This window comes from Micromonospora sp. NPDC049529 (assembly GCF_055586685.1).
Window position 1 is genome coordinate 15,915 of the sequence record NZ_JBVJHT010000004.1, and the last position, 19,137, is coordinate 35,051.

At 69.9% G+C, this 19,137-nt stretch carries 19 protein-coding genes and 1 riboswitch; of the genes, 7 read left to right on the forward strand and 12 right to left on the reverse strand.

Annotated features, from left to right (window positions below; genetic code table 11):
* Positions 1-41: 41 nt before the first annotated feature.
* The 4 genes from ACZ6QQ_RS07655 to ACZ6QQ_RS07670 are packed head-to-tail and all read right to left on the reverse strand — an operon-like array spanning position 42 to position 1,124.
* Positions 42-338 (reverse strand): hypothetical protein, encoded by a 297-nt coding sequence (locus tag ACZ6QQ_RS07655; protein ID WP_465875061.1) that lies wholly within the window; start codon positions 336-338, stop codon positions 42-44.
* Positions 332-619, reverse strand: coding sequence for a hypothetical protein (locus ACZ6QQ_RS07660; protein ID WP_465875062.1), 288 nt, complete (start codon positions 617-619; stop codon positions 332-334). The genes ACZ6QQ_RS07655 and ACZ6QQ_RS07660 overlap by 7 nt, the downstream gene beginning before the upstream one ends.
* The gene (locus ACZ6QQ_RS07665; protein WP_465875063.1) at positions 613-852 is read right to left on the reverse strand and encodes a hypothetical protein; all 240 of its coding nucleotides are present in this window, start codon (positions 850-852) and stop codon (positions 613-615) included. The genes ACZ6QQ_RS07660 and ACZ6QQ_RS07665 overlap by 7 nt, the downstream gene beginning before the upstream one ends.
* An 8-nt stretch (positions 853-860) precedes the next feature.
* Entirely contained in the window at positions 861-1,124 is a 264-nt protein-coding gene (locus tag ACZ6QQ_RS07670; protein ID WP_465875064.1) for a hypothetical protein, read from the reverse strand.
* 137 nt (positions 1,125-1,261) lie between these two features.
* Here ACZ6QQ_RS07670 and ACZ6QQ_RS07675 point away from each other — a divergent pair, with 137 nt between their 5' ends.
* The 3 genes from ACZ6QQ_RS07675 (at position 1,262) to ACZ6QQ_RS07685 (ending at position 2,918) form a co-directional block, all read left to right on the forward strand.
* A complete protein-coding gene (locus ACZ6QQ_RS07675) occupies positions 1,262-2,017 on the forward strand; it encodes a helix-turn-helix domain-containing protein (protein ID WP_465875065.1) in 756 nt (251 codons plus the stop codon).
* On the forward strand, positions 2,005-2,196 hold the full coding sequence (locus tag ACZ6QQ_RS07680; RefSeq protein ID WP_465875066.1) for a DUF397 domain-containing protein: 192 nt from the start codon (positions 2,005-2,007) through the stop codon (positions 2,194-2,196). The genes ACZ6QQ_RS07675 and ACZ6QQ_RS07680 overlap by 13 nt, the downstream gene beginning before the upstream one ends.
* 158 nt (positions 2,197-2,354) lie before the next feature.
* Positions 2,355-2,918 (forward strand): XRE family transcriptional regulator, encoded by a 564-nt coding sequence (locus tag ACZ6QQ_RS07685; protein WP_465875067.1) that lies wholly within the window; start codon positions 2,355-2,357, stop codon positions 2,916-2,918.
* Between the two features lie 688 nt (positions 2,919-3,606).
* Here the strand turns inward: ACZ6QQ_RS07685 and ACZ6QQ_RS07690 are convergent.
* Genes ACZ6QQ_RS07690 through ACZ6QQ_RS07705 form a run of 4 tightly spaced genes read right to left on the reverse strand, consistent with a single transcriptional unit; the run spans position 3,607 to position 9,217 of the window.
* The gene (locus ACZ6QQ_RS07690) at positions 3,607-6,090 is read right to left on the reverse strand and encodes a glycoside hydrolase family 2 protein (protein ID WP_465875068.1); all 2,484 of its coding nucleotides are present in this window, start codon (positions 6,088-6,090) and stop codon (positions 3,607-3,609) included.
* The gene (locus tag ACZ6QQ_RS07695; RefSeq protein ID WP_465875069.1) at positions 6,087-6,983 is read right to left on the reverse strand and encodes a carbohydrate ABC transporter permease; all 897 of its coding nucleotides are present in this window, start codon (positions 6,981-6,983) and stop codon (positions 6,087-6,089) included. The genes ACZ6QQ_RS07690 and ACZ6QQ_RS07695 overlap by 4 nt, the downstream gene beginning before the upstream one ends.
* Entirely contained in the window at positions 6,980-7,900 is a 921-nt protein-coding gene (locus ACZ6QQ_RS07700) for a carbohydrate ABC transporter permease (RefSeq protein ID WP_465875070.1), read from the reverse strand. Before ACZ6QQ_RS07700 ends, ACZ6QQ_RS07695 begins: the two co-directional genes overlap by 4 nt.
* Positions 7,901-7,933: 33 nt before the next feature.
* Positions 7,934-9,217, reverse strand: coding sequence for an ABC transporter substrate-binding protein (locus ACZ6QQ_RS07705; RefSeq protein WP_465875071.1), 1,284 nt, complete (start codon positions 9,215-9,217; stop codon positions 7,934-7,936).
* Between the two features lie 207 nt (positions 9,218-9,424).
* Here ACZ6QQ_RS07705 and ACZ6QQ_RS07710 point away from each other — a divergent pair, with 207 nt between their 5' ends.
* Both ACZ6QQ_RS07710 and ACZ6QQ_RS07715 read left to right on the forward strand, forming a co-directional pair.
* Positions 9,425-10,444 (forward strand): LacI family DNA-binding transcriptional regulator, encoded by a 1,020-nt coding sequence (locus ACZ6QQ_RS07710; RefSeq protein ID WP_465875072.1) that lies wholly within the window; start codon positions 9,425-9,427, stop codon positions 10,442-10,444.
* 77 nt (positions 10,445-10,521) lie between these two features.
* A riboswitch (ZMP/ZTP riboswitch) is annotated at positions 10,522-10,605 on the forward strand.
* A gap of 109 nt (positions 10,606-10,714) precedes the next feature.
* A complete protein-coding gene (locus tag ACZ6QQ_RS07715; protein WP_465875073.1) occupies positions 10,715-11,983 on the forward strand; it encodes a serine hydroxymethyltransferase in 1,269 nt (422 codons plus the stop codon).
* Between the two features lie 139 nt (positions 11,984-12,122).
* Here the strand turns inward: ACZ6QQ_RS07715 and ACZ6QQ_RS07720 are convergent, their stop codons facing one another.
* Positions 12,123-13,289 (reverse strand): acyl-CoA dehydrogenase family protein, encoded by a 1,167-nt coding sequence (locus tag ACZ6QQ_RS07720; protein WP_465875074.1) that lies wholly within the window; start codon positions 13,287-13,289, stop codon positions 12,123-12,125.
* Between the two features lie 251 nt (positions 13,290-13,540).
* Positions 13,541-14,389 (reverse strand): EAL domain-containing protein, encoded by an 849-nt coding sequence (locus ACZ6QQ_RS07725; RefSeq protein ID WP_465875075.1) that lies wholly within the window; start codon positions 14,387-14,389, stop codon positions 13,541-13,543.
* Positions 14,390-14,674: 285 nt separating this feature from the next.
* Here ACZ6QQ_RS07725 and ACZ6QQ_RS07730 point away from each other — a divergent pair, with 285 nt between their 5' ends.
* Positions 14,675-15,070, forward strand: coding sequence for a PH domain-containing protein (locus ACZ6QQ_RS07730; protein WP_465875077.1), 396 nt, complete (start codon positions 14,675-14,677; stop codon positions 15,068-15,070).
* A gap of 18 nt (positions 15,071-15,088) precedes the next feature.
* Here the strand turns inward: ACZ6QQ_RS07730 and ACZ6QQ_RS07735 are convergent, their stop codons facing one another.
* Together ACZ6QQ_RS07735 and ACZ6QQ_RS07740 are read right to left on the reverse strand one after the other, a co-directional pair.
* Entirely contained in the window at positions 15,089-16,015 is a 927-nt protein-coding gene (locus tag ACZ6QQ_RS07735) for a 2-hydroxyacid dehydrogenase (protein WP_465875078.1), read from the reverse strand.
* Between the two features lie 11 nt (positions 16,016-16,026).
* The gene (locus tag ACZ6QQ_RS07740; RefSeq protein ID WP_465875079.1) at positions 16,027-17,685 is read right to left on the reverse strand and encodes a glycosyltransferase family 39 protein; all 1,659 of its coding nucleotides are present in this window, start codon (positions 17,683-17,685) and stop codon (positions 16,027-16,029) included.
* Between the two features lie 256 nt (positions 17,686-17,941).
* Here ACZ6QQ_RS07740 and ACZ6QQ_RS07745 point away from each other — a divergent pair, with 256 nt between their 5' ends.
* Positions 17,942-19,129 carry a PQQ-dependent sugar dehydrogenase gene (locus ACZ6QQ_RS07745; protein WP_465875080.1) on the forward strand — a complete coding sequence of 396 codons (1,188 nt, stop codon included), beginning with the start codon at positions 17,942-17,944 and terminating at the stop codon, positions 19,127-19,129.
* Positions 19,130-19,137 lie beyond the last annotated feature (8 nt).

The following is a 19,137-nucleotide window of genomic DNA, read 5'->3' on the forward strand; positions in this document are numbered from 1 at the left end:
AGCGTTCCGCCGACCGGTAGGGAAGATATCGGCGGGGTCTACTACGGATCGGGTTTTTCCCTGGTCGACGTGCCACGCAGGACCGGCACCGACCAACCCACGACGCGCTCCCAGGTCGCACGGGCATCGGGAGTCTGACCGGTGTCCAGCCGCGCGAAGGCGGTCAGCAGGTCGACCCAGCAGGAGGCCAGGTACAGGGCCAGGGAGAGCGGCATACCGGCGTACTGGTCGGTCAGTTCGGACTGTGCGGGAAGGCACGGCCAGGGCCTGCCGCAGGCGCGGCAGTCGTAGAGCGGCGTACGGAAGCCGTGCTCAAGCTCTCCGTGCGCCCTCACCATGTCGGGTCCGCGAGGCTGCGTAGCCCGGACTGACGCGGAACGAAGCCGGGCAGGTAGTGGTCCTGCACGATGGCCGGCACCCGCTGACCGTCACGGTCATCGACGATCACGATCGCCACCCAGTTGCCGGAGACCGGCCAGTCCCCGTTGGGGACCTCGGTAACGGTGCCGCTGAGCGTGCCCTCACGCAGGAAATACTGACCCGGCACACCGGTCAGGTACGCCCCGCTCTCAACCTTGATTCGGTCGCCGGCCTGAACGAGCGGGCGCGGCGTCACCACACCAGATCCCCGGCGTGGACCTGCAAATCCTGATACCCCGGCAACGCCTCGCGGTGGACCACGAGGTCGATCTCGGCACCGTCGCGGGTACCCGTGAGTGCCAGCCAGTCCCCCGCCCAGGTGGCGGCTCCGTTCGGGAGTTGCGCCACTCGGACCGAGAGCGGGTCATCGGGCATGGTCTCGCCTCGGAGGTACTGCCCCGGCAGGAGATCGAGCACGTCTCCCGCGCTCACCAACGGCATCATCGCCGGCCCTCCCGGTGAAGCTGGCGCGGCACCCGGTACGCGGTCATCTGCCCCAGCGTCATCCGCGAGTACGCGGCAGTGGGTACGACGTACCAGGCTGGCCGGATCGGTGTCCCGGCGAGGCTCGACGGCGGGACGTGGGGCGTTCGCGCGTGCTGCCCGAGCGGGTCCCGCCGGGGCGAGGCTGACCGTTGCAGCTCGGCGGGCGCGACGCGCCCAGCGAGCCGACCGAACGGCCACCATCTCCATACCCATGACATACCGATCTCCTCCCACTTGGGGCCGCCAGGGAAGGCAGCAGCGCATGTCAACAGACTGGTGCGCGGCGTACAGACAGAGATAGGCCAATCGACTATGGTCATTAGGCACTCAGATTGTCCCTACAGGAGGGCTGGTCATGAACGAGGTCCTGCGCAACGCCCTGAGCGCCAAGGGCTTGACCGCCGAGACACTCGCCGCGCGTCTCGGGATCGACGCCAAGACGGTCCGACGATGGGACGCGGAAGGCCGGATCCCGCAGGCTCGCCACCGAGCCGCAGCGGCAGAAGCCCTCGGGAAGGACGTCGAAGAGCTGTGGCCGGAGTCGATCCGGCGGCGGGGCACGGCGTGGTTCCGCCCCTGGCGGGAGCAGGAGTCGGCGGCCGTTTCGCTACGTGGCTTTGAGATAGGCGTCGTACCGGGGCTGCTCCAGACCGAGGACTACGCGCGTGCGGTGCTGTCGAGTAGTCCGCTACACCTTGATGAGGTAGATCGGCTGGTGAGGGTGCGACTGGAGCGACAGAAGGCCGTCTTCGACCGACCACGACCGCCGATGTGCGTGTTCGTGCTCGACCAGGCCGTACTCATGCGCGGCCACCCGGAACTCATGATCCCGCAGCTTGCCCACATCATCGCGATGGCCGAACGTCCGAACGTGTTCGTGCACGTGATTCCCCTGGAAGCCGGAGTACACCCTGGGCTGGCCGGGTTCGTACTCGCCTCTATGCACGACTCGCCGGACGTGCTGTGGCTGGACGATCAGGCGTCCGGACGCCTGGTGAGCGACCCAGGACACCTGGCCTCGCTGACACGAGTCTGGGATGCTGTGCGGGGGTACGCCTTACCGCGTGACCTGTCGATCCAACTACTGAAGGCAAGGCCATGGCTGACCTGACCGGCGCCCACTGGCGCAAGAGCACCCGCAGCGGCTCGAACGGCGGTAACTGCGTGGAGGTGGCGGACAACCTGCCCGGCGTTGTCGCCGTACGCGACAGCAAGGACCGTGACGGCGGCACCCTGGCCTTCGAGCCGGAAGCGTGGCGGAGGTTCGTCGCCAGGATCATCGCAGGCTGAACAGGGTCGTCCTTGGCGGCATCCGGTCGACATACGCCGATGTTGATGGGCTGCCGTACCGACGGCAGCACGGGTAACCCGGCCGAGTTGTAGGCAGGGGTTCCCGCTGCACCTGGGCACGCGTATCGCTCGGCGGTGTACCTGGGACGGAGGTCGACGTGCTCTGGCCGGAAACCATCCGACGTGCCGTCAAGGTGGGAGCGGACCGCGAGATCATCGCAGCCTACCCTCGCCGGGCCGACCTGCCACGCGAGTTCTTCGGGAACCTGATCCAAGGCGCTCAGCGGCGACTGTGGTTCGGCGGGTACACGTCGTACTTCGTCTTCATCGACGTACCCAGCGCCCCCGCCCTGCTGTCAACGAAGGTAGCCGCCGGGGCGGATGTGCGCTTCATACTGGGCGACCCCGGATCGGATGTCACGAGGAACCGCGAGCAGGTGGAGGCGACGCCGCTCGACCTCTCCACACGCATCGCAATGACCAGGGCCGAACTGGCTCAGGCAGAGCAGCAGCCAGCGGTCCGCTTCAGTGACCGGCACATCGCCATTTCCGTCTGGATCTTCGATGACGATGCTGTGGTGGCTACACACATCGGTGCCGGACTCGGTCAGGAGAGCGTGACCCTGCATCTTCGGCGCCGGGCCGAGGGCGGGGTGTTCGACCGATACGCCGACCACTTCGAGGACCTGTGGGCCGGCGGCACAACGGATCCGAGCACGTAGCGCCGATCCCGCTTCCGCCGTCGACCAAGCCGCGCGCGACCTGTAGATCCGCAGCATGAACGCGTGGTCATGGCTGACCGCCAGGGAGAGCAGGGCAAGACCCCTCGCCGTGCCGCCCTCGATCCGCGAAGCGTCAACAGCGGGCAGCCGCGCGTACCGCACGTTTGCAATCCTGGCGTATAGAGGCCGATTAGCGCTCTTGGCACACTCATCTGCCGAGATGACTACGCATCGGGAACTGCTCCGCCGGGCTTCGCATGGGTCTGGCATCACCGCCTATCCCACGTTTTGATGAGCTGGTTAAGGCGTTTGAACCGGCCCTCGTCCGACAAGATCCAACAGAAGGCAGCGATGAGAACCAAGACAGCCGTGGTTGCTAGTGCAGCGAACACGATCATGCTGTGCCCATCTGCGGTAGATGCCCACACCACTGCTCCGCTGGCGGTTGCCGCGGGGAAAGTGACAAACGACTTGCGCGCTCGATTAAGTGCCAAGGTGTGCGGCCTCCTCTGCAACCAGAAACAGAGGCGCGATTCCAAGAACCTTGGCCATTGAGCCGAGTGGGCTTAGGCAACGGGCGAGCGCAATAGCCGTACAGAAAGGCTAGCGGGCCACACTGCTTACGTCTAGTGCTTTGACCTCATCTGCCGCGCTGCGGGCGTGGGTCTGTTCCTCCCTCTCAGATGTCCTAGCGGTCGTTGACGCACCGCACTACGGCTGGACCGGCCAACACGGCCTCGTTCAACGGGCCAGCGGAGTGGACGGTGAACGTGGCCGTCTCGCCGGGCAACAACGTGACCAAGGCTTTGTCCACCTCGGCGGTGGGTTCGAGCCGGTCGGCAACAAGCACTAGGTCCCGCAGGATCGTACGAGCGGTGACCCGTACGCGGGTGATGTGGCCGTTGGCGTCGACCGACGACTCAACCTCGGTGTCGTACGCGGCGGGTGGGTACGCGATGTCCCGGTCATCGGCGAAAAACCAGAAGGCGCGTTCGCCCGTACTGAGTGCTTCGGCGAGCAGTAGTTCGTGGCGGGGGCGGTCGGTGGTGGAGAGGTCGGACGGGAGCGGGACGGTTGTCGCCGAGTGGGGCGGTACGTCCACGTCGAGGGACGTCTTCGCGGCCGGTTCGCCGTCCAGGGTCAGTCGGGTCACGATGACCGAGGTGCGCCAGGGCTCGCCCCCGTCGTTGACCGCGACCAGGTTCAGCCCGCCACCCTCGGCCGGTTGTACGGTCAGCAGCCGGTCGGCGTAGACCCGGCGCAACGCGTACCACAGGGGTTTTTTCCGGCCGTCGCCGTCGACGGCGGCCCAGGAGGTGACTGGCCAGCAGTCGTTGAGCTGCCAGACGATGGTGCCCATGCAGAGTGGGCGCAGCGCCCGGAAGTGTTCCACCCCGAGGGTGATCGCGCGGGCCTGGTTGAGCTGGGTCAGGTAGTGCCAGTCGTCGAAGTCGACCGGGGCGGGCAGGTGGGCGTCGAGTCCCCGTTGCAGTTTCGCGTCCCCGTCGCCGGCCTTCTGGTGGTGGGCCATGCCGGGCGAGTCGTGGGCCAGGGGTTCGTCACTCAACGCCCGGCGCAGGGTCGCGTACGCGGGTGGGGCCTGGTAGCCGAACTCGGCCACGAACCGGGGCCGGTACTCCCGGTACTTCGTGTAGTCCTCCCGGTTCCACACGTCCCAGATGTGGGTGCTGCCGTACGCCGGGTCGTTCGGGTGTTTGTCGGTCCGCCCCGACCAGGGGCTGCCCGGCCAGTACGGCCGCGTCGGATCCAACTCCGCCACGATCGCCGGCAGCAGCTCGAAGTAGTAGCCGGCACCCCAGGTCCGCCCAGCCAGCGGCTCCTGCCAGTCCCAGTCGTGCCAACCCCAGATGTTCTCGTTGTTGCCGATCCAGAGCACCAGACTCGGGTGACTGGTGAGACGTACGACCTGCTCACGGGCCTCGGCTTCCACCTCGGCGGCGAACGGTTCCTCCTCCGGGTACGCCGCACACGCGAACGGAAAGTCCTGTTCCACCAACAAGCCAAGCTCGTCGGCGAGGTCGTAGAACTCCTCGGACTCGTACCTGCCGCCGCCCCAGACCCGGAGCAGGTTGACGTTCGCATCGACAGCCTGGCCGAGCCGGGCGGCGTACCGGTCGCGGGTGACCCGGGTGACGAAGACGTCGTCGGGGATCCAGTTGACTCCACGTACGAGGATCGGTGTCTCGTTGACCACGATGGTGAACGCCGAACCGTGCTCGTCCTCGCTCGTGTCGAGCCGCGTCGACCGAAACCCGATCCGGCGCTGCCAGGTGTCGAGCGCTGTGCCGTCGGGCCCGCGCAGGGTCACGTCGAGCGGATAGCGGGGCTGCTCGCCGTAGCCGCGCGGCCACCACAGGTCCGGATCCGGCACGTCGACCGTCAGGGTCGTACCCGTAACGCCGGCCGGGATGACCGCTTCGGTGCGTACCCCGGCGACCTCGACGCTGACGGTCAGCGGCTCGGCGGCGGCGCGTTCCACATCGACCCTCAGCTCGACCCGGCCGGTGTTGCCGTTGACCGTGACCAGCGGGCGGACCTCGGCCAGCCGGGCGACCGACCAGGTGTGCAGCTCGATCGGCTGCCAGATCCCGGCCGTGACCAGCGTCGGGCCCCAGTCCCAGCCGAAGTTGCAGGCCATTTTCCGGATGAAGTTGAACGGCTCCGGGTACGCGTTCGGCCGGTCCCCGAGCCGGTCCCGCTGCTCCTCCGCGTAGCGGTAGGCCGAGTCGAATTGGACCACAAGGGTGTTCTCCCCCGGCAGCAACAGCGAGCGTACGTCGAACCGGTAGCTTCGGTGCATGTTCGCGGTCCGCCCGACCTCGACCCCGTTGAGCTGGATCGTCGCCACCGTGTCCAGCCCACCGCAGACCAGGTCCACCCGCTGCGCCGCCTCGTCGTCCCAGTCGAACGTGGTCCGGTAGACCCAGTCGGTCCGGCCGATCCACGCAACCGCCAGCTCGTTGGCGTCGAGGTACGGGTCCGGGATCAGCCCGGCGGCGAGCAAATCGGTGTGCACGCAACCGGGCACCGACGCCGGCACCGGCCGGTCCGCCACCGCCGTGGGAACCCCGGAACGGGGTACGGGCCGGACCGTCCAGCCGTCGTGCAACGGACGCCGGACGGGAAAAACAGCGGTTGAGCGGAGCGTCATGACTTGATCGCGCCTTCCATGATTCCTCGTACGATCTGCCGACCACCGATGAAAAGCATGATCAGCAACGGGATGGTCGCCACCAGCGCACCGGCCAGGACCCGACGGTAGAGCACGTAGTTTCCGCTGGCCAGGTCGGAGATCGCGACCATCGAGGTCGGGTAGTCGGTCCCGTTCAGGGTGATCAATGGCCACTGGAAGTCGTTCCAGGTCCCGACGAAGGTGAGCAGCCCCAGTACGGCCAGCGCCGGCCGTACCGCCGGCAGTACGACGCTGGTGTAGATGCGCATCGTGGTGGCGCCGTCGATTCTGGCCGCCTCGACCAGCTCGTCCGGGACCGCCTCCAGGATGAACTGCCGCATGTAGAAGACACCGAACGCGCTGACCAGGCCGGGGACGATGACGGCGAGCAGGGTGCCGTTCCAGCCGATTTTGCCCATCACGATGTAGAGGGCGACCACGCCGAGCTGGTTCGGCACGGTCAGGGTCAGGATGACGATGACCATCAGCACGTTGCGGCCCCTGAACCGCAGCTTGGCGAAGGCGAAGCCGGCCAGCGAGCAGAAGAAGAGCACGGCGGCGGTGACGACCGAGGAGACGATCGCGCTGTTGGCCAGGGACTGGACGAAGTAGACGTCCTGCATCGTGAAGACCTCGCGCAGGTTCGTCAGGAGTTGGTCGCCCGGCACCACCTGCGGTGGGATCTTCGCCAGTGCGGCGTCGGTGCTGGTGGCGATCACCAGCATCCAGTAGAGCGGGAACGCGGAGAAGAGGATGACCAGGGAGAGGAAGAGGTAGTTCCACACGCTGCCGGGGGTGTCCGCCGGGGCCCGTCCGGTCAGCGCGGCCCGACGTCGACTGCGCGGGGCCTTCGGTGTGGTCGTGGTGCTCATCGCTTCCCCCCGCCGAGCCGGTTGGTGATCAGCGCGTTCAGCGCGGAGACGACCACGATGATCAGGAACAGGGCCCAGGACATGGCGGCGGCGTACCCGAGGTTGAGGTCCTTCCAGCCGACCTTGTAGATGAGTTGGGCGATGGTCTGCCACTCGCCGTTGGCTCCACCGGTGGCCGCCTGCGCGTTCTGTTCCAGCAGCATCGGCTCGGTGAACAGTTGCAGCCCACCGATGGTCGACAGCACCACCGTGAAGATCACCACAGGCCGGATCATGGGTACGGTGATCCGCCAGAGCTGCCGCCACACACCGGCCCCGTCGACCGCCGCCGCCTCGTAGATGTCCCGGGGGATCGACTGCATGGCGGCCAGGTAGAGCAGCGCATTGTAGCCGATCCACTTCCAGTTGACCATCGTGGCGAGCACGGTCCAGGACGACCACTTGGCGCTGCGCCAGTCGATCGGCTCGTCACCGCTCAGGTGCAGCACCGACAGCACCCAGTTGGCGATCCCCGTGTCTCTCGCGAAGACGACCGCGAAGACCAGCGTCGAGGCGGTGATCGGGGTGACGTACGGCAGCAGTACCCCGACCCGGAACCAGGTCTGCGCCCGCAGCCTGCGGTTCAGCACCGACGCGATGACCAGCGCCAGGGTCAGCTGCGGCACGGTGGAGAGCAGGAAGATGCCGAACGTGTTGTAGAGCGCGTTCCAGAAGTCGTCGTCGGTCAGGAGTTTCTCGAAGTTCGCCGCCCCGGCCCACCCGGTGAGGGCGGCGTCGTCCAGCCGCCAGTGCCGCAGCGCCACCACGCCGTTGAAGATGATCGGGAAGAGCCCGAACACCAGGAACAGCAGGAAGAACGGGGCAACCAGCAGGTACGGGGTGTAACGCATGTCGAAGCGGAGTAACCGGTCGCGCATCGGACCTCCAGGGGCGCTGGTCGGGAGCGCCGGTCAGGACGTGGACGCCTTCTGGGCTTCCTTCGTCGCCTCGGTCCACGCCTGGCTCAGCGGCTTGCCCTTGAGGTCGGCGTTCTGCATCCGGTTCAGGACGTTCTCCACCGCGACCCGGGTCGGACCGTTCTTCCGGCCCAGGTACTGCGGGGTCAGGCTGGCCGCTGTCTTCGAGAAGATCTGGCCCACCGGGGCGTTGTTGAAGAACGGGTTGGTGAAGTCCCGGATCGCCGGGTCCTGGTAGAGCGCCGGCTGGGACGGCAGGTTGCCGACCTTCTTGAAGATCTCGATCTGCTGCTCCGGCTGGATCAGCCACTCCAGCAGCTTGTACGCCTCGGCCACGTTCTTTCCCTGCTTGGGGATGGTGAGGAACGACCCGCCCCAGTTGCCGCCACCACCGGGGATCGCCGCGACGTCCCACTTGCCGGCGGTGTCCGGCGCGCTGTTCTTGATGTGCCCCTGCATCCACGCCGGGCAGGCGAGTACGGCGAAGTCACCCTTGCCGAAGGCGGCGTTCCACTCCGGCTGGAAGGCCGGCAGGTTGGCCGAGATGCCGGCCCGGATCGCCTTCGCCGCCACCTCGAACGCGACCTTCGGTCCGCCGTCCATCCGGAGCGCGTCACCCGTGTCGTAGAAGCCGACCGGCTGCTGACCGAGTACGGGGTTGAAGATGTTGGTGCCGGAGTCGATGAACTTCCGGCCGGTCGCCCTGGTGTAGGTCTCGCCGGTGCTGATGAACTGGTCCCAGGTGGGCCAGAGCGCGGAGACGGCGTCCCGCTCGGTGGGCAGGTTGGCCGCCTGGAACAGGTCGGTGCGGTAGCACATGGCAAGGCCGCCGACGTCGGTGCCGAGCCCGATCTGGGCCTTGCCGTCGGTGGTCAGGGTCTGCTTCCACTTCCACGGCAGGTACTTGCTCTCGTACTGGGCGGCGCCGGAGTCGAGCAGGTTGACGAACTTGTCGGCCTGGCCGCGGAACTGGACGACGAAGCCCTCGTCGATGGCGGCGATGTCGGGAGCGCCGTCCCCGGCGATCAGCTTCTTCTGCAGGTCCTCGTGCTGGGCGTTGTACTCGCCGGTGTTCAGGCTGATTTTCACGTTCGGGTTCGCGGCCTCGTATCTGCTCTTCAGCTCGTCCAGCCCGAAGTCGCCCCAGTAGGCGATCTTCAGCGTGACGCCGCCACCCGACTCCGAACCGCCGCTGTTGCCACTGCAACCAGCGACCAGGAGCACCCCTGCCGCGCTCGCGGCAACCAGCCGGACCCAACGGGCCCCGGACCCTGCCATGTCGTCCTCCACACGTGGGAACGCTCCCGACATCGAAGAGCGTCGACTGAACCGGATAAGTGAAGCCACCGTACGGTTGGCCCCAGAAGGTGTCAATGACGTGTTACGAACGCGGGCATCCCGTAAACGCGTGAGCCGGTCGCTATGCTTAACCGGACAAGCGGACCGGGTTGCCGACCGCATCGCCGAGCACTGTGAGGAGCACCGGTGAAGCGGCCCACCATCGCCGACATCGCCCGCCAGGCCGGGGTCTCCAAGGGCGCCGTCTCGTACGCCCTCAACGGCCAACCCGGCGTCTCCGAGACCACCCGGCAACGCATCATCGCCATCGCCCGCGAGATCGGCTTCAACCCGAACAGCGCCGCCCGCGCGCTCTCCGGCGCGACCGCCAACGCGGTCGGGCTGGCCCTGCGCCGCCCCGCCCGCATCCTCGGCGTCGAGCCGTTCTTCATGGAGCTGATCAGCGGTGTCGAGGCCGAACTCTCCGCCCGTTCGTACGCGTTGACCCTCCAGATCGTCGCCGACCCGGAGACCGAGATCGCCGTCTACCGGCGGTGGTGGGGCGAGCGCCGGATCGACGGTGTGCTCCTCTGCGACCTGCGCGTCGACGACCAGCGGGTGCCGGCGCTGGAGGAGCTGCAACTACCGACCGTGGTGATCGGCGGTCCCGGCCACACCGGAAGCCTGGCCAGCGTCTGGTCCGACGACGCGGCGGCCCTGGTCGAGACGGTCGAATACCTGGTGGCACTGGGCCACCGGCGGATCACCCGGATTGGCGGACTGCCCGGACTGCTGCACACCGAGATCCGTACGGCGGCGTTCACCGAGGTCTGCCGGCGACTCGGGCTGGACCGGACCCGTACCGTCGGCTCGGACTACTCCGGCGAGGAGGGCGCCCGGGTCACCCGGCGGCTGCTCAGTTCCGGCGAGCGGCCGACCGCCCTGATCTACGACAACGACGTGATGGCGATCGCCGGACTGTCGGTGGCCCAGGAGATGGGCCTGTCGGTCCCCGCCGACCTCTCCATCGTGGCCTGGGACGACTCGCCGCTGTGCCAGCTCGTGCACCCCTCGCTCACCGCACTGAGCCGGGACATCCCCGCGTACGGCGCCCGCGCCACCCGCCAGCTCCTGGCCGCGATCGCCGGCCAGCCGATCACTTCCTACCAGGACGAAACTCCCCAACTGACCCCCCGGGGCAGCACCGCCCCACCCCAAACCCCCTGAAAACCCCCACCTTGTCCGGGTGAAACGGTTAAGGGAACGGGCGAGGGCTGGGGATCCGTCGGGACCGGTACGATCAGGGCGGTTAAGGCGACTGGCGCGTGAGGTGGAAGAGACCACCGGGGAGCGACCGAGATAGTGCGCCGCGCGCCTGGGTGCACGTCAACCGGGACCGTCCGGTCCGGCCACAGCCGGTCGGGGCAGCGGGCCCGGCAGAGCCCTGTCCGGTCGCACTCCGCAGCCGGGCGGGTTCCGATCCGCCAGGAGGATCCCATGCACGTACCGGCCATTCCCGCCCTGACCGCCGCCGACCCGCAGTTGGCCGCCCTGATCGAGTCCGAGTCGCAGCGCCAGCACGACAAGCTGCGGATGATCGCCTCGGAGAACTACGTCTCCACCGCCGTACTTGAGGCGAGCGGGACCGTGCTGACCAACAAGTACTCCGAGGGCTACGCCGGCAAGCGGTACTACGAGGGGCAGCAGTTCATCGACCCGATCGAGACGCTCGCCATCGAGCGGGCCCGCGCGCTGTTCGGCGTCGACCACGCCAACGTCCAGCCGTACTCCGGGTCCCCGGCGAACCTCGCCGTCTACCTGGCCTTCCTGTCGCCGGGTGACAAGGTGATGGGGATGGCGCTGCCGATGGGCGGGCACCTGACCCACGGCTGGTCGGTGTCGGCCACCGGCAAGTGGTTCACCCCGGTCCGCTACCAGGTCTCCCGCGAGACCGGCCGGATCGACCTGGACGAGGTACGCGACATCGCCCTGCGCGAGCGCCCCAAGGTGATCTTCTGTGGTGGCACCGCCGTCCCCCGGACCATCGACTTCCCCGGCTTCGCCGCGATCGCCCGCGAGGTCGGCGCGATCCTGGTCGCCGACATCGCGCACATCGCCGGGCTGATCGCGGGCGGGGCGCACCCGTCGCCGGTCGGTCACGCCGACGTCATCACCACCACCACGCACAAGACCCTGCGCGGCCCGCGCGGCGCCATGATCATGACAACCGCCGAGTACGCGAACGCCATCGACAAGGCGGTCTTCCCCGGCCTCCAGGGCGGCCCGCACAACCACACCACCGCCGCCATCGCGGTCGCCCTCAAGGAGGCCTCGACCGAGGACTTCCGCCGGTACGCCCACCAGGTGGTCGCCAACGCGCAGGCGCTGGCCGCCGCCCTGGTCGAGCGCGGCTTCGAACTCTCCTCCGGTGGCACCGACAACCACCTGATCCTGGCCGACCTGACCAGCAAGGGCATCGCCGGCAAGCCGGCCGCGCAGGCGCTGGACCGGGCCGGCATCGAGCTGAACTACAACACGGTGCCGTACGACACCCGCAAGCCGTTCGACCCGTCCGGGATCCGGCTGGGCGCGGCGGCGCTGACCACCCGTGGGCTGACCGAGCAGCAGATGCCGCAGGTGGCGACCTGGATGGACGACGCCGTCACCGCCGCCCTGAAGGACGACGAGGCTGCCCTGGACCGAATCGCGGCCGAGGTCAGCGACCTGCTGACCGCGTACCCCATGCCCGGTTTCGCCCCCGCCTAACCCAACCCGCCCCCACCCGCCCCACCCGCCCCACCCGGCAACCCGTTGATCATGAAGTTAGCGCGGATTTTTGGCCGTTCGGGCGCGCTAACTTCATGATCGACGCGGTGCACCGAATCGACGCGGTGCACCCGGCGGGTCAGTAGCCGATGGTGACCGGGTGGCCGAGCAGGGCGCTGCCGTACGTGCCGAGGAAGCCCTCGGCCGCGGCGGCGTGCTGGCTGAACGTGTGGATGTCCCGGAACCGGCGTTGGAGCGGGGCGGAGTCCCGCGCCACCCCGCCCCCGCCGGCCCGGTAGCAGGTGTCCACCGCCGCCGAGGTGACCTCGGTGATCCAGGACAGGGCCGCCGACGCGGCCGGGTCGAAGCCGGCCACCGCACCGGGATCGGCGGCGGCTTTCTCGGTGAACTCCGTGGCCAGGTCCCGCAGCAGTGCCCGAGCCGCCCGTACGGACGTCTCCGCCCGGCCGAGGTGCACCTGGAAGACCGCCGAGTCCGCCAGTGACCTACGGGCGTAGAGGCGCTGCTTGCCCAGCGCCAGCCGGGTCAACTCGTCCAGGGCGCCCTGGGCGATGCCGACCGCGACCGCCCCGAGGTGCAGGACGAACTGCACCAGCGGCGCCACCAGGTGGGGCCCCGGCACGCATCCGCTGCCGGTGAAGATGTCGAACGTGTGCTGGTCCGGGCAGTACGCCGAGGTCAGCGTGATGTCGTGGCTGCCGGTGCCGCGCAGTCCGAGCACCCGCCAGGTGTCGACGACCTGCACCTGCGCGGCCGGGAAGAGCATCGCGCGGGTTTCCGGCATCCCCTCGACCGGTCCCGGCCGGGGTACGCCGTCCTCCAGCACCACGCAGTTGCCGAAGATCCAGTCGGCGTGTTCGCAGCCGCTGGCGAAGGCCCAGCGGCCGTCGACCCGGTAGCCGCCGTCGACGACGTGTGCCTGCCCCTGCGGGTTGAAGCCGCCGGCCACGATCACGTCCGGGCCGTCGGCGTACACCCTGTCGAACCGTTCCCGGTCGAGCAGGGCGAGCAGGTGCGGGGTCTCGCTGCCGAGCATGACGGTCCAGCCGGTGGCCCCGTCGGCGCGGGCCAGTTCCTCCAGCACGGCGATGCCGTCGAGCGGGCCGAGGCCGTGACCGCCGTGGCTGCGGGGGACGAACATCCGGAAGCAGCCGGCGGCGGTCAGGTCGGCCAGCAGGTCGGCCGGGAGCCGGCGGGCCGTCTCGGTCTCGGCCGCCCGTTCGGTGATGCCGGGTGCCAGGTCCCGGACGGCCGCGAACACCTGTCGGCCGGCGTTGTCGTTCATGTGCGCCTCTCCCGTCCGCCCATCCGGCGGACCACCGGCATCGACGGTAGTGACGATGCGCGGCGCGGGGCACCGGCACGGCGGAGGACCCACCGTCCCTCGCCCGACCGACCCGGTCTCCCCCGGCGGGTGCGTTCCTGACGCGGCGGGTGCGTTCCCGGCGCGCATGACAACCGAAGCAGGGTGCCGGAGCGTCGGGGTCACCGTCCACAGGAGAGCGTCGGGTCGCACGCCGAGGCGCCGTGCCGGCCCTAGCGGGACGGGGTCGGGAACTCCTCCAGGTACGCCTCCACCCGCTCGGCGGTCGCGGGGCGGGCCAGCACGTGACCCTGGCCGAGCCGGCAACCGGCCAGCCGGGCCTGCTCGACCTGGTCGGCGGATTCCAGCCCCCCGGCGACGATCTCCATGCCGAGCCGCCGGCCGAGGCTCACCACGACGTCGATGACCGGCCTGCCCCGGCCCTGCCAGCCGCCCGGGTTGGAGACCAACGAACGGTTGATCTTCAGCAGGTCGACCGGCATCCGGTGCAGGTGCGCCAGGGAGACGGGCCCCGACCCGAAGTCGTCCAGGGCCGTACGCACCCCGAGCGACCGCAGCCGGCCGAGCTGATGCAACACCCCCGGTACGTCGCTCTCACCGCCCGGTTCGGCGATCTCGATCAGCAACCGGTCCGGCTCGACCCGGTACAGGGTGAGCGCCGCCGCGACCCGGCCGACGAACTGCGGTCCGGTCAGCTCGGCCACCGACACGTTGATCGACATCCACAGCCGGCGCCCGCCCCGGGACCACTCGGCGAGCTGGCGGCAGGCCCGGTACAGCACCCAGGCACCCATCTCGTCGATGAGCCCCCGGTCCTCGGCGACCGGCACCAGTTCGGCCGGCAGCACCGTACCGAGGACGGGGCTGCGCCAGCGCACCAGCGCCTCGGCGCCGACCGGGCGCTCCTCGTGCAGGTCGAGCACGGGCTGGTAGACCAGGTCGAACTCACCCCGTCCGGCGGCGCCGGGCAGTTCCCGTTCGAGGTCCGTCCGGCGGACGATCTGCTCCTCCCGGCCGGTGCGCCGGTGGGCTCCGGCACGCGGGGGATGCACCACGGACACGGCGATGTCGCCTTCTGGAGGGGGCAGGGGACGGTTGGTACTTCGGTGGCACGGCGGCGGGCCGAGGGTGGTGGCGGGGGGCGTTCGGCGGCGGGTCGCGGTGCACCTATCAACCGTCAACGAGGGACTCGGGGCGTGGTTACGCCCCGGTACGAAACATCTCGGTGACCCCGATCACATTTGGTAATCATTCGGCTACCCATTCGACCGGATCCGTGCTCCGCCGATCCGGTCGCGTCGACTCCCACCGGTGGCGCGGTGCCGACCGGGTGCGAAACTAGGGAGGTGAGCAGCACCGACAGCGTCCACTACCGGTACAGCCAGGCGATCTGGGTGGCCGCCGTGATCGCCTTCATCAGCGCCCTGCCACTGGCCAGCGCCGGCTGGTACTTCACCCCCGTACTGCTGATCCCGCTGCTGATCGGCGTCTGGGCCTGGCGAGCCGGGACCGACGCGGACCGGGCCGGGCTGAAGATCCGGGCCCTCTTCGGGCAGCGGCTGATCCCCTGGCACGAGGTGGTCCAACTCGGCGTCGACGACCGGCGCCGGGTGATCGTCGCACTCACCGGTGGTCGACTCGTCCCGCTGCCGGCGGTGCCGGCCGCCGACCTGCACCGGCTCGTCGCCGCCAGCGGTCAACACCTCCTGGGTACGGACGACCAGGAACCCTCGACCGCGTAACCGGACCGGTCCGCCCGGTCAGTACCCGTCGACCACCTCGTTGAGCAGCGGCTCACCGGCGATGAGCCGGCGCAACTGCGCACCGGCGAGCCGGTAGCCGCGCGGCAGCAGTCCGCGTACGGTGCCGCCGACGTGCGGGGTGAGCAGGACGTTCGGCAGATCCCAGAGCGGGTGTCCGGGCGGCAGCGGCTCCGGGTCGGTCACGTCGAGCGCCGCGCCCAGCCGACCGGTCTTCACCTCCGCCAGCAGCGCGTCGGTGTCGGCCACCGGCCCACGGGCCGCGTTCACCAGCAGCGCGCCGTCCGGCATCGCGGCCAGGAAACGCGCGTCGACCATCCCGCGCGTCGCCTCGGTGAGCGGCACCAGCAGCACCACGACGTCGGCCGCCGGCAGCAGGCCCGGCAACTCCGCCACCCCGCGTACGTTCTCCGCCGGGCGGGCGGTTCGGGCGACCAGGGTCAACTCGACCTCGAACGGCAGCAGCCGGCGCACCAGCGCCGCCCCGATCGACCCGGCCCCGACGACCAGCACCCGCTTGCCGGCCAGCTCGTCGGTCGGCGTCGCCTGGGCGTACGACCACTCGTGCCGGGACTGGGCGCGGGCGAAGTACGGGAACGCGCGCAGGTGGGCGAGGATCGCGGTGACCACCCACTCGGCGGTCGGCGAGTCGTGCACACCCCGCGCGTCACAGAGCAGCACCCCGTCGGGCAGCCGACCGGCCCAGGCATCGGCACCGGCGGTCAGCAGCTGCACCACCCGCAGGTCGGGCAGGTCGGCGGCGAGGCGTACCACCTCGGACCGGGCGAGGAACGGCGGCACCCAGAACCCCACCCCGGACGGGTCGGACGGCAACCGGTCCGGGTCCGGGGCGACCTCGACGCGTACGCCGTCGGGAATGTCGCCGAGCATCGACCGGCCGTGCTCGTGCGGAATCCAAGCCTTCACGACCGCCGACCCTAGTCGCTCGGGCCGGAACTGTGCACGGGCAGATCCACCCGGGTCGCCGGCAGGTAGATGTCGTACCCGGCGACGCTGGTGGCGGCCACCGGCACCCCGGTCCCGGCCAGGTGACCGGCCACCTCGGCGCTCAACGCCGTCCCGGCCGGCAGGACGTACGCCGGACGCCCGGCCCGCCCGACCGCGTCCCGGTACGGCGGATACCGGTCCCACCCGGGCTGGAGATCGTCCCGGATCACCGCGCAGCGCAGCCGTTCCCGGGTCAGGAAAGTGATGTTGTTGCAGGTCCAGTACTCGCTGTAGAACCGGTCGACGCCGAGCCGGTCCAACGCCGCGACCAGGTCCCGCCGCCGGTCCGCCACCCCGGCCAGCTCCGGCAGTCGGGCGACCAGTTGCCCGGTCGCCACCAGCAGGCTCACCACCAGCACGACCAGCAGCCCCAGCGCCGGCCGGCGCAGCCGCCCGCTCCACCGTCCCCCCGTACCGGGCTGCGCGGCCGTGGCCGCCCCGGTGGTCGCCGCCGACCAGAGCGGCCAGAGCAGCGCCGGGAACGAGATCAGCAGGCAGGACAGGTAACGGGAACTCTCGACCGGGGTGGTGCCGGCGGCACTGCTGGTCGCGTACGCGATCAGGCTCAGCGCGGCACCGACCACCAGGACCAGTCGACCACCCTGGCGGACCCGCTCGGCACCGGTCGCGACCCGCAGCGCCCGGACCGCCAGCACCCCGGCCACCACCAGCAGCACCGGACCGGCCACGCCCCACCAGAGCTGCCACGGCTCGCACCGGCCCGGCGCGCAGAACCCGGTCCCCATCGGCACCCCGAACAGGATCCCGCCGTGCAGCCGGTCCGCCCAGGACACTCCGGCGCCACCGCCGAGGGTGGCGTAGATGGCCAGCGAACGGTTCGCCGGCTCGGCGGTCAGGTTGTGCGCCACGATCGGCACCAGCCCGACCAGCAGCCCGCCGCCGAGCGCCACGCCGGCCCGGCCGAGCAGTTCCCGCCAGCCGGCCAGGAGCAGCAGCAGACCGGCCGCAGCCACGTACGGCAGCACCAGCCAGTCGTCCCAGAGGGTGAGCCCGGCGACCAGCCCGAACCCGGCGTACGCGACCAGCCGGCGCCGGCCCGCCGTGACGCCGAGACCGAGGTTCACCGCGAGCAGCACCAGCAGCACCCCGGCCGGATTCATCTCCGGGTAGCCCCCGGCGGCGATCAGCTGGTTCTTCACCACCCGGTCGGAGCCGAACGCCAGCACGCCGACCGTGACGGTGGCCAGCCACGGGTGGTAGAGCCGGCGGGCGAGTCGCCAGACCAGGACCAGGAACACGGCGTAGAGCAGCAGGTTCGGTAACCGCAGGGCTAGGGTGGACGGACCCGAGAGCACGAACAGCGGCGCCGCCAGGTACGACTCCAGCGCGCCCATGTAGTGCTGGCCGTAGAAGAAGAGCGGGAACTCCCGGCCCTGTGCGACGTGCAGCGCCACCAGGCCGCTCGTCGCCTCGTCACTGTTGCCCGGTGGCACCTCGACCAGCAGCAGCACCAGCCGGTACGCGACCCCGACGATGCCGAGCCCGACCGCCACCGGCACAGCGAGGCGCCGGTACCGGTCGCCGGTCGCCTCGAATTCCGCCGGCTGCGCCACCGTTCCGACCACCACGGCCGCGAGTCTCGCACGATTGCCCGTATTTGCCCTGTTGCCATCCCGTTCTGCCCCGTTGCCATCCCGCTCTGCCCCGTTGCCATCCCGCTCTGCCCCGTTGCCATCCCGCGACGACGGCGAACCGGGAACCCCCGGACCGGCCCATGACTCTCACCCACCGCTGGCACCCGTGACCAGCGCATCGGCAAAGGAGTGGGTCGGATTGATCGAGCGCCGCGTCGACCGGTCAACCGATCCGGCTAGGCTGGGCCGGGTGAGCGCCAGCCTCCCGTACCCCCGCCGCACCCGGACCCGGGTGGCGGTCGCGTTCTGCGCGGCGGCCGTCCTCGCGACCAGCGGATGCGCCTTCGGCGACCCGGAACCGGACCCCGCGGGCGAACCACCGACCTTCCCCACCCCGTCGGTGACCGCGACCGCCCGCCCCGGCGGCGTCGAACAGCAGGTCGCGGCGACCGTCCTGGCCACCGGGCTGCGGGTGCCGTGGGGAATCGCGTTCCTGCCCGACGGCGGCGCCCTGGTCACCGAGCGCGACACCGCCAAGATCCTCAAGGTCGGGCCGGAGTCCGACACGGACGGGCTCAAGGTCACCGCCCTGCAGACCCTCTCCGAGGTGGACGCGGCCGGTGAGGGCGGGCTGATGGGCATCGCCGTCTCCCCGGCGTACGAGCAGGACAAGACCCTCTTCGTCTACTACTCCACCGGCGAGGACAACCGGATCGCCAAGCTGGTCATCGGCGAGAAACCGGCCCCGATCGTCACCGGCATCCCGCTGTCCGGCATCCACAACGGCGGCCGGCTCGCCTTCGGCCCCGACGGCTACCTCTACGCCACCACCGGCGACGCCTCCCAGCGCGGCCTGTCCCAGGACCCGAAGAGCCTCGGCGGCAAGATCCTGCGAATGACAGCGGACGGCAAACCGGCCCCCGGCAACCCGTTCCCCAACTCCCTGGTCTGGTCGCTCGGCCACCGCAACGTCCAGGGCATCGCCTGGGACGCGAACAAACGGCTGTACGCCAGCGAGTTCGGCCAGAACACCTGGGACGAGATCAACCTGATCGAACCCGGCAAGAACTACGGCTGGCCCGACGTCGAGGGAGAGGGCGGCGCCGAAACCGACCCGAAGTTCAGCAAGCCGCTCGCGGTCTGGAAGACCGCCGACGCCTCCTGCTCCGGGGTCGCCGTCGTGGAGAACCTGCTCGCCGCCGCCTGCCTGCGCGGCGAACGGGTTTGGCTGCTCGAACTGACCGCCGCCGGTGGCGTACTCGGCCAACCCCGCTCCATCGTCACCGGCGAGTACGGCCGCCTGCGCACCGCCGTCACCGCCCCCGACGGCTCCCTCTGGATCTCCACCTCCAACCACGACGGGCGCGGCGAACCCGCACCGACCGACGACCGGATCATCCGGCTCGTCTTCTCCGGCGGCGGCGCCGGCCGGAGCTGACGCGCACC

Coding starts and splice junctions, on each gene's coding strand:
- ACZ6QQ_RS07700 (WP_465875070.1), bottom strand. CDS start 7,900: ATGCGCGACCGGTTACTCCGCTTCGACATGCGTTACACCCCGTACCTG.
- ACZ6QQ_RS07680 (WP_465875066.1), top strand. CDS start 2,005: ATGGCTGACCTGACCGGCGCCCACTGGCGCAAGAGCACCCGCAGCGGC.
- ACZ6QQ_RS07720 (WP_465875074.1), bottom strand. CDS start 13,289: ATGAACGACAACGCCGGCCGACAGGTGTTCGCGGCCGTCCGGGACCTG.
- ACZ6QQ_RS07670 (WP_465875064.1), bottom strand. CDS start 1,124: ATGTCATGGGTATGGAGATGGTGGCCGTTCGGTCGGCTCGCTGGGCGC.
- ACZ6QQ_RS07655 (WP_465875061.1), bottom strand. CDS start 338: ATGGTGAGGGCGCACGGAGAGCTTGAGCACGGCTTCCGTACGCCGCTC.
- ACZ6QQ_RS07690 (WP_465875068.1), bottom strand. CDS start 6,090: ATGACGCTCCGCTCAACCGCTGTTTTTCCCGTCCGGCGTCCGTTGCAC.
- ACZ6QQ_RS07675 (WP_465875065.1), top strand. CDS start 1,262: ATGAACGAGGTCCTGCGCAACGCCCTGAGCGCCAAGGGCTTGACCGCC.
- ACZ6QQ_RS07715 (WP_465875073.1), top strand. CDS start 10,715: ATGCACGTACCGGCCATTCCCGCCCTGACCGCCGCCGACCCGCAGTTG.
- ACZ6QQ_RS07705 (WP_465875071.1), bottom strand. CDS start 9,217: ATGGCAGGGTCCGGGGCCCGTTGGGTCCGGCTGGTTGCCGCGAGCGCG.
- ACZ6QQ_RS07695 (WP_465875069.1), bottom strand. CDS start 6,983: ATGAGCACCACGACCACACCGAAGGCCCCGCGCAGTCGACGTCGGGCC.